The 8219-nt window shown below is 61.6% G+C and carries 10 protein-coding genes; 5 read left to right on the top strand and 5 right to left on the bottom strand.

The features are described from left to right. Positions 1-979: beta-ketoacyl-ACP synthase II (locus R2855_17935; protein ID MEZ4532879.1), on the top strand; the 979-nt coding region annotated here is incomplete at its 5' end. 89 nt (positions 980-1068) lie between these two features. Here the strand turns inward: R2855_17935 and rpoD are convergent. Then, on the bottom strand, positions 1069-2199 hold the full coding sequence (gene rpoD / locus R2855_17930; protein MEZ4532878.1) for an RNA polymerase sigma factor RpoD: 1131 nt from the start codon (positions 2197-2199) through the stop codon (positions 1069-1071). 335 nt (positions 2200-2534) lie between these two features. Between rpoD and R2855_17925 the strand changes: the two genes are divergently transcribed. From R2855_17925 to larB, 4 genes are read left to right on the top strand one after another with little or no spacing between them, the layout of a single operon-like run. Then, a complete protein-coding gene (locus tag R2855_17925) occupies positions 2535-3281 on the top strand; it encodes a YebC/PmpR family DNA-binding transcriptional regulator (GenBank protein MEZ4532877.1) in 747 nt (248 codons plus the stop codon). Between the two features lie 28 nt (positions 3282-3309). Beyond that, a complete protein-coding gene (ruvC, locus tag R2855_17920; protein ID MEZ4532876.1) occupies positions 3310-3801 on the top strand; it encodes a crossover junction endodeoxyribonuclease RuvC in 492 nt (163 codons plus the stop codon). After that, on the top strand, positions 3798-4586 hold the full coding sequence (locus tag R2855_17915) for a TlyA family RNA methyltransferase (protein MEZ4532875.1): 789 nt from the start codon (positions 3798-3800) through the stop codon (positions 4584-4586). The genes ruvC and R2855_17915 overlap by 4 nt, the downstream gene beginning before the upstream one ends. Further along, complete coding sequence (larB, locus tag R2855_17910; protein ID MEZ4532874.1) at positions 4583-5344, top strand: nickel pincer cofactor biosynthesis protein LarB; 762 nt, start codon at positions 4583-4585, stop codon at positions 5342-5344. Before R2855_17915 ends, larB begins: the two co-directional genes overlap by 4 nt. Here the strand turns inward: larB and meaB are convergent. Genes meaB through pth form a run of 4 tightly spaced genes read right to left on the bottom strand, consistent with a single transcriptional unit; the run spans position 5323 to position 8150 of the window. After that, the gene (gene meaB / locus R2855_17905; protein ID MEZ4532873.1) at positions 5323-6291 is read right to left on the bottom strand and encodes a methylmalonyl Co-A mutase-associated GTPase MeaB; all 969 of its coding nucleotides are present in this window, start codon (positions 6289-6291) and stop codon (positions 5323-5325) included. The genes larB and meaB overlap by 22 nt on opposite strands. Then, positions 6260-6682 carry a cobalamin B12-binding domain-containing protein gene (locus R2855_17900; protein MEZ4532872.1) on the bottom strand — a complete coding sequence of 141 codons (423 nt, stop codon included), beginning with the start codon at positions 6680-6682 and terminating at the stop codon, positions 6260-6262. Before R2855_17900 ends, meaB begins: the two co-directional genes overlap by 32 nt. After that, complete coding sequence (locus R2855_17895) at positions 6683-7558, bottom strand: 3-hydroxyacyl-CoA dehydrogenase NAD-binding domain-containing protein (protein ID MEZ4532871.1); 876 nt, start codon at positions 7556-7558, stop codon at positions 6683-6685. Continuing rightward, positions 7551-8150, bottom strand: coding sequence for an aminoacyl-tRNA hydrolase (gene pth / locus R2855_17890; GenBank protein MEZ4532870.1), 600 nt, complete (start codon positions 8148-8150; stop codon positions 7551-7553). Before pth ends, R2855_17895 begins: the two co-directional genes overlap by 8 nt. Between the last annotated feature and the right edge of the window lie 69 nt (positions 8151-8219).

Genomic DNA, 8219 nt, shown 5'->3' with positions numbered 1-8219 from the left:
AAACGCGTGTTTCACAACTGGCGCGCCCGATCCGTATCGCACGGGGGCGCTCATTGCAACCGGAATGGGCGCGATCGAGACTATCGAAACCGGCATGGAAACACTGCTCGAGCACGGTCCGCGCCGCATCGGCCCGTTCTTCATGCCCATGATGTTGGCAAACATGGCAAGCGGCCACGTGTCGATGCGGCTCGATGCCAAGGGACCGAACATGGCATCCGTTTCTGCGTGCGCCAGTTCGGCCCATGCAATCGGCGAAGCAATGCGCTGGATTCGGGACGACATGGCCGATGTTGTCTATGCAGGCGGTTGCGAGGCGCCGGTATCCCGGCTCAGCGTGGCAGGATTCAGCGCCATGGGCGCGCTTTCGAAACGCAACGATGACCCCACGGCGGCGAGTCGGCCGTTCGATCTTGGGCGCGACGGTTTCGTGGTCGGCGAGGGGGCAGCCGTCCTCGTCCTGGAGGAGCGCGAGCACGCAATTGCGAGAGGAGCGCGGATCCTCGCCGAAGTTGCGGGATATGGCGCCACTGATGACGCCAACCACATCGTGCAACCCGCTCCGGAAGGAGAAGGAGCTGCCCGCGCCATGAAACTCGCGCTGGCCGATGCCGGACTGGAGCCTGGTCAGATCAGCTATCTGAATGCCCATGGCACGTCGACACCACTCAACGAGAAGTTCGAAACACAGTCGATCAAAGGCGCTTTCGGAGACGCCGCGTACCGTGTGCCGATCAGTTCGACGAAGTCGATGACCGGTCATCTGCTCGGAGCCGCCGGGTCGCTCGAAGCCGTGATCGCAACGCTCGCCATCCGGGATCAGATCGCCCCGCCCACGATCAACCAGGAGACACCCGACCCGGATTGCGACCTCGACTACATCCCTAACGTGAAGAGGCCGCTCGAGATCGACGCTGTCATGACCAACTCGATGGGTTTCGGCGGACACAACGTTTCATTGATCCTGACCGCGCCATAGACGAGCAGAACGACCCGGCAGCGTGGCGCTACCGGGTCGTCAGAAACCGGAGCCGAATCAATCTCGCGGTGTAGGCGGCCTCTTGGGCGCTAGTCGAGATATCCACGCAATTGACGGCTGTACGATGGATGCCGGAGCTTGCGCAGCGCTTTGGCTTCGATCTGGCGAATCCGCTCACGGGTGATGCCGAACTCGCGCCCGACTTCCTCCAGCGTACGGAATTTCCCGTCTTCCAGCCCGAACCGCAGCACGATGATGCGTCGCTCACGCTCGCTCAGCTTGTCGAGCGCCTCGGCGATCTGGAGCTTGAGGAGCTGATGCGAAGCGAGCTCGACTGGCTGCGGCAGCGCGCTGTCCTCGATGAAGTCCCCCAGAAACGCCTCGCCGTCTTGTCCGACCGGAGCTTCCAGCGAGATCGGATGCCGGCTGACATCGAGCACCTGCCGCACCTTGTCATCGGTCATGTCCATAGCCCGGCCGATTTCTTCGGCAGTGGGCTCACGCTCGTAGATCTGTTGCAGTCGATGCGAGGTCTTGCGTACCCGGTTGATGGTCTCGCCAACATGGACCGGCAACCGAATCGTGCGGCTTTGGTCCGAAATCGAACGCGTGATGGCCTGGCGAATCCACCAGGTAGCGTAGGTGCTGAACTTGAAACCGCGCTTGTAGTCGAACTTGTCCGTCGCTTTCATCAAGCCGATATTGCCCTCCTGGATGAGATCCAGGAACGACATTCCACGGCCGACGTATCGCTTGGCCACTGAAACGACCAGGCGAAGGTTCGCCTGAATGAGATGCGCGCGCGCTCGTTCGCCGTCCTCGACCAGCGCCAGCAGCGACTTGCGCTCTGCGGGGGAAAGCGAGGAGTCCTCGTCGAGCTGCGCCTGAGCGAACTTCCCAAGCTCGATTCGCTTCGAAAGGTCGATCTCGCCCTGCATGGTCAACAGATCGGTTTCGCCGATCTGCTGCAGATAGAGGCGGACCGAGTCGCCCACGCCGGACGGCTGATCGGCCTCGTCGAGGCGCTCTTCCTGGGGCTGCCGGCGTTCGGTCTCCGAACGAGCCGGAGCGTGATCCATGACCTCGATGCCTTCGGTGACCAGCGACGAATAGAGCTGATCGAGGCCCTCGATCTGGTCCTCTGCATTCGGGAACAGCGCCAACAGATCGTCGGTCAGCAAGTACCCTTGCGAACGGCCTTTTTCGAGGAGATCTGACATCGCGCAATTCCTGCTTCTTTGACGATCAGCCAACGGTCAGTCGGCGCACCGTTCGGGCTGGCGGGTAGACGGCATAAAAAAAGACACCCCCTGAACAAGCGAGCATGGGATGTCGAGGCCAAGTCTTCAGTTGTCGTTGCTCGACTCCGAGCAAACTTTCATGATCGCGCAATCGCTTTCAGGAACCAGACAAATGTGCAATTCCGCATAAAGAATAGCAGGTCGTGAACCAGAATTCAATCGACTGAAAACTGTTCACAAACAGCCGTAATCGAGGCGAATGCTATACTTTTCCGGTTGTACAGAAGACGATTTCTTTCGAGGATAGTGCTTTCATGTCGGGACATTCGAAATGGGCGACGATCAAGCGGGCCAAAGGCGCGAACGATCAAAAGCGTGGCCAGCTGTTCACCAAGCTCGCCCGTGAGATCACCGTGGCGGCTAAGGCTGGCGGCCCTGACCCCGATGCGAACTCGGCGCTGCGGCTGGCCATCCAGAAGGCCCGCGCGGAGAACATGCCCAAAGACAATATCGACCGCGCCATCGAGCGAGCCACGGGCGCAGGCAATGCCGACAACTTTGACGAGATTTCCTACGAGGGATATGGCCCAGGTGGCGTCGCGGTTGTCATTCGCGCGCTGACCGACAATCGCAATCGCACCGTCGGGGAAGTCCGCTCCGCGCTCACTCGGGCCGGCGGAACCCTCGGAGAGAACGGAAGCGTTGCCTGGATGTTCGACAATGTCGGACTCATTTCAGTCGATGCGAACGGTGGCGATCCGGAGGAAATCGCGCTCGTTGCGATCGATGCGGGTGCCGACGATGTCTCCATCGACGAAGACGGGATCGAGGTCTACACCGCGGTGCAAAGCCTGCACACGGTGCAAGAGGCGCTGGTCGCAGCCGGGATCACAGTCAATTCGGCCGATCCGGTGATGAAGCCCAAAGCAACCGTCACACCGGACACCGCTTCCGCCATCAAGGTCATCAAGCTGCTCGAGAAGCTGGAGGATCTGGACGACGTGCAAACGGTCTACTCCAATCTCGAATTCACTGACGAGTTGCTGGCCGAAGCCAGCTAGATCCGTTGACCGCGGGGTCGGTGCGCCGATGATCGTGCTCGGAATCGACCCAGGAACCGCGCGGTTGGGATACGGTGTCATCGACACTGCAGATGGATCGCCGGCGATGATCGACTACGGCATTGCCGAGACGCACCCGACCGAGTCGATGCCGGAGCGCCTCCTTCAGCTCTACAGCAACATGCGCCTGCTGCTCGCCGAGCACGATCCCGATGTCATGGCCGTCGAGAAGCTCTTTTTCGCACGCAATGTCACCACCGCGCTCGCGGTGGGACAAGCGCGCGGAGTTGTGCTGCTTGCAGCGGCAGAACGCGGCATTCCGGTGCGCGAATACAGTCCGAGCGAGATCAAGCACGCGGTGGTGGGATACGGCAAAGCCGACAAGAACCAGATTCAGGAAATGGTGCGGATCATCCTCGGGCTCGACCACATTCCTCGGCCAGATGACGCTGCCGATGCGCTGGCTATTGCGGTCTGTGATGCGCACATGACCAGCGGATACGGCGCATACGCCCGATGAGCGCCCGGCTCGATCTCGAAATGGTGGAGCGCGGACTTGCGCCAACGCGCAGCAAGGCGCAGGCGCTCATCCTGGCCGGGGTCGTGTTGGTGGACGACCAGCCCGCGCGCAAAGCCGGTGACCCAGTGGGGCACGAGAACGTCATTTCCCTGGTCGAGCCGCCCCGGTTCGTGAGCAGAGGCGGTGAGAAGCTCGATCACGCGCTTCGTGAGTTCGCGATCGACTTGACGGGTAGAGTCTGCGCGGATATCGGCGCGAGTACTGGCGGCTTCACGGATGTCATGCTCCAGCTCGGCGCCGCGACCGTCTTCGCCATCGATGTCGGGTACGGTCAGATTGCATTGGAGCTGCGGAACGATCCACGCGTGATCGTCATGGATCGCACCAATGCGCGATTTCTCGAGTCGCTTCCACTTCCAGTCGAGTTCACCGCGATCGACGCTTCCTTCATCTCGCTTTCCAAGCTCTTTCCCGCCGTGGGCCGCATTTCGGCTCCCGATGCCAGCGTTGTCGCATTGATCAAGCCACAGTTCGAGGCCGGCAAAGGCGAGGTCGGCAAGAACGGGGTCGTGCGCGACCGGTCCGTTCACGAGCGTGTCCTGCGGGATGTGGTGTTTCAGGCCAGCGAGAACTCGCTGCATTTGCGCGGACTGACCGCTTCCCCCATCAAGGGACCAGCGGGAAACATCGAGTTTCTCGGCTCCTTCCAGTGTGGCGCGAGTGCCAGTCCTCCAATCGATGTCGAAGCCGCTATCGAGCGTGCTCTTGCTGGAGCGCCCCGATGACGAATCCTGACCCATTCGTCGATCTGCGCCGAGCCTTGCTCGGAGAGATCGAATCCCAGGAAGAAGCCGGCGTTCGCATCGATCGAGAGCGCCACGCTCGCACGGGCGCGCCCGAGGTGATCTACGGTCAGGGCAAATCCCCCGATCAAATCGTCGTTGCCGCACGCAAGCTCATCGAAAGCGAGGGACGCGTGCTCGTCGCACGAGTCGATGGCGACGCAGTTGCCGCGATCACTGGAGAACTCTCTTCAGTCGGTTGCGAGATCGCTCATGACACCCTTGGCAGAACGCTGGTCGCCATGCGTCCAGGCACGTTGCCGGTTCTGACCGGGGGACGGGTGGGAATCCTCACCGCGGGATCGTCCGACCGTCCACAAGCGCTCGAGGCCGCGGCCGTCCTGGCAGAGATGGGTTGCTCGGTGTCGCTTCGCTTCGACATGGGGATCGCCGGGCTGCATCGGCTGGTCGAACCACTGCGGGAAACGCTGGCGCACGATCCTGATGCACTCATCGTGGCGGCCGGCATGGATGGTGTGTTGCCGGGAGTCGTCTCCGGACTCGTTTCCCTCCCAGTGGTGGCGCTGCCGACATCGACGGGCTACGGATTCGGCGGGGATGGGCTGGGAGCATTGACCACGATGCTACAGACCTGTTCGCCAGGTCTTGCTGTGGTCAATATCGACAATGGAATCGGCGCCGGCATCATGGCCGGGCTCATTGCGAACCGGGCTGCCAGTCAGCGTTCCGCTGGTCGCTGAACGAGGAACGCAAGAAGGCTCTCGGCCGCAGCATCTGGCGTGATCGTTCTCGCCATGAGCTGCTCGATCAGTTCGGACTCGGCGTCGCTTTCGCTCAATTGCACCCGCCGAGCAATGGCTCGCTTGAGCTCGGAACGCGCCATCCGACGCTTGCGTTCCTCCATCAGATCGTGCTCCGCCAGGTACCGCGCGTGGGCGTCCAGTGCGTCGACCAGAGAGTCGAAGCCAGAGTCCTCGACAGTCGACGTCAACACGATCGGCGGTTGCCAACCGCCGGCACTTCCCGGTGCGAGTCCCAGAATGGTGCGAATATCGCGTGCCACCCGTTGCGCTCCAGGAAGGTCGGACTTGTTGACGACATAGATGTCGGCGATTTCCATCGCGCCCGCTTTGAGGAGCTGTACCGAGTCTCCCGCCCCGGGAATCTGGACGAGCACGGTCGTATGCACCAGATCAGCGACCTCTAGCTGATCCTGTCCCGATCCAACGGTCTCGACAAAGACATAGTCGTAACCCGCGGCGTCGAACAGAATCGCTATGTCGGCGGCCGCTGGCGCCAATCCATCGTTACGGTCGCGCGACGCGAGACTGCGCACGAAGACATTTGCATCGAGCGCTGACTCGGACATCCGGATCCGGTCACCGAGCGTCGCCCCGCCTGATTTCGGGCTGCTGGGATCGACCGCAACGATTGCAACACGCTTCCCGCGCTGCGAAAGTGTCCTCGCAACCCCCGCCAGCAGTGAGCTCTTGCCAGCGCCCGGTGGCCCGGTGATCCCGATCACATGCGCTTTGCCTGCATACGGGTAGAGCGCGGAGACGATAGCTGTGCTTCCCGCGGGATCGTTTTCCAATCGGGTCGCCAGACGTGCAATTGCGCGTTGGTTTCCCGACAGCGCTTGTTCGATCAGGGAATCAGGAACCGTCACTGGAACGGTCGGGCGCATGGGTGCGCACGTAGTCGATGGCCGATGACATCGACGTCCCTGGGCCGAAGATGGCCGAGATGCCCATGGCCAGAATCTCCGGACGGTCCTCTTCCGGTATCGTCCCGCCCGCAACCACGAGCACGTCATCGAGTCCACGTGCGCGCAGCTCGTCCATGATCCGAGGGAAGAGTGTCATGTGAGCGCCAGAAAGAATGCTCAGACCAACGACACTGACATCTTCCTGCAGAGCAGCGTTCGCAATCATCTCAGGCGTTTGGAATAAGCCGGTGTAGATGACTTCGAATCCGGCGTCCCGGAACGCACGCGCCATCACCTTCGCGCCCCGGTCATGCCCGTCCAGGCCTGGCTTGGCGATCAGCATGCGAATTGGAACCGCGCGCTCCGACACCTACGTCGCCCCTTCGTAAACATAAAATCCTTCACCGGACTTTCGTCCCAGCTTACCAGCCGCAACCATGCGCCGGAGGAGGGGAGCGGGCCGATACTTGTCGTCTCCGAGATCGCGGTGAAGAACCTCCATGATCGAGAGACAGACATCGAGCCCGATCAGGTCGGCCAGCGCAAGCGGCCCCATCGGGTGCGCCGCTCCAAGGGTCATGGCCGAATCGATTTGGTCCCTGTCTGCCACGCCGTCGCTCAAGGCAAAGACTGCTTCGTTGACCATCGGCACGAGAATGCGATTGACAGCAAAACCCGGGATATCGGCAACCAGGATGGGCGACTTTCCGATGGCTGTGGCAAATTGGAATGCCCGATCTCGCGTCTCACTCGAGGTCTGCAGCCCCCAAACGATCTCGACGAGCGGCAGCACCGGCACCGGGTTGAAGAAATGCATCCCGACGAATCGGTCGGGATGAGAGACCGTGGCCGCCAGCGCCGAAATGGAGATCGACGACGTATTGCTGGCCAGCAACGCCTCCGCGGCTACGACCTCGTCGAGCGCGCGGAAGAGCTCGGTCTTGGCGGCAAGGTCCTCGTAAATGGCCTCGATGACCAGATCGGACATGGCAAGGTCCTTGGGGTTGGTCGACACCGCGATGCGGCCGCGAGCGTCCGCGACACCTGCCGCATCGAGTGTGCCCTTTTTTTCCATTCGGGCAAGGCTCTTTTCGATGGAGGCCAATCCACGCTCGAGGTCCTGGTCGCGCCGATCGACCATTGTCACCGGATATCCTGCCAGGGCGATCACCTGCGCGATCCCGCTGCCCATCGTGCCCGCGCCGACCACGCCTACCTGCCCGATTCCTTGCCCATCGTCAACCACTGATCGAGCCTCCAGTTTCAGCCACCGATTTCGACGCGCTGGCATTGATCTTGTTCATGGCCGTCACCGCCCCTTCGCGCACCCAGAGTGTGGCAGCCTCCGCGGCGTCCGCAACAACGAACGGCAATTCTTGCTGTTCGTCTGACGAGAATTTCGAAAGCACCTGCGCGGTTGCACTCGAACGGCCCCGTCCGATTCCAACCCGCAGACGCGGAAACTCGTTCGTGCCGAGCTGCTGGATCACGGACGACAGTCCGTTGTGCCCCCCTGCGCTGCCGCGCTCACGCAAGCGGAGCGTACCGAATGGGAGATCCAGTTCGTCCAACACGATCAGAATCTCGTCTGCATAGAGCTTGTACCAGGAACCCATCAGCCGAACCGCATCGCCGCTCAGGTTCATATAGGTTTGGGGCTTCAGGAGCACCACCTTTTCGCTGCCGATGGTCACTTCTGTGACGAGCGACTTGAATCTCGCCTTGGGAGTGCCTGCGCCGAATTCGCTGGCCAACTTGTCGACCACCATGAAACCGATGTTGTGCCGGGTCCCGGCATACTGGTTTCCCGGATTCCCGAGCCCAACAATTGCTTTCATCGTTCGATCGAACGCGTCCCTTCTCTCACGGTGTCCCGGGCGTGCCGACGCCGGGCCCGCTTTTCCCCA

The organism is Thermomicrobiales bacterium (assembly GCA_041390825.1).
GTDB lineage: Bacteria > Chloroflexota > Chloroflexia > Thermomicrobiales > UBA6265 > JAMLHN01.
Note: the sequence above shows the minus strand (reverse complement) of the source record. Positions and strands in the feature narration are given on the sequence as shown.

Bases quoted from the DNA above. Each gene is read 5' to 3' on its own strand.
- rpoD (MEZ4532878.1), bottom strand. From the start codon at position 2,199: ATGTCAGATCTCCTCGAAAAAGGCCGTTCGCAAGGGTACTTGCTGACC.
- R2855_17925 (MEZ4532877.1), top strand. From the start codon at position 2,535: ATGTCGGGACATTCGAAATGGGCGACGATCAAGCGGGCCAAAGGCGCG.
- ruvC (MEZ4532876.1), top strand. From the start codon at position 3,310: ATGATCGTGCTCGGAATCGACCCAGGAACCGCGCGGTTGGGATACGGT.
- R2855_17915 (MEZ4532875.1), top strand. From the start codon at position 3,798: ATGAGCGCCCGGCTCGATCTCGAAATGGTGGAGCGCGGACTTGCGCCA.
- larB (MEZ4532874.1), top strand. From the start codon at position 4,583: ATGACGAATCCTGACCCATTCGTCGATCTGCGCCGAGCCTTGCTCGGA.
- meaB (MEZ4532873.1), bottom strand. From the start codon at position 6,291: ATGCGCCCGACCGTTCCAGTGACGGTTCCTGATTCCCTGATCGAACAA.
- pth (MEZ4532870.1), bottom strand. From the start codon at position 8,150: ATGAAAGCAATTGTTGGGCTCGGGAATCCGGGAAACCAGTATGCCGGG.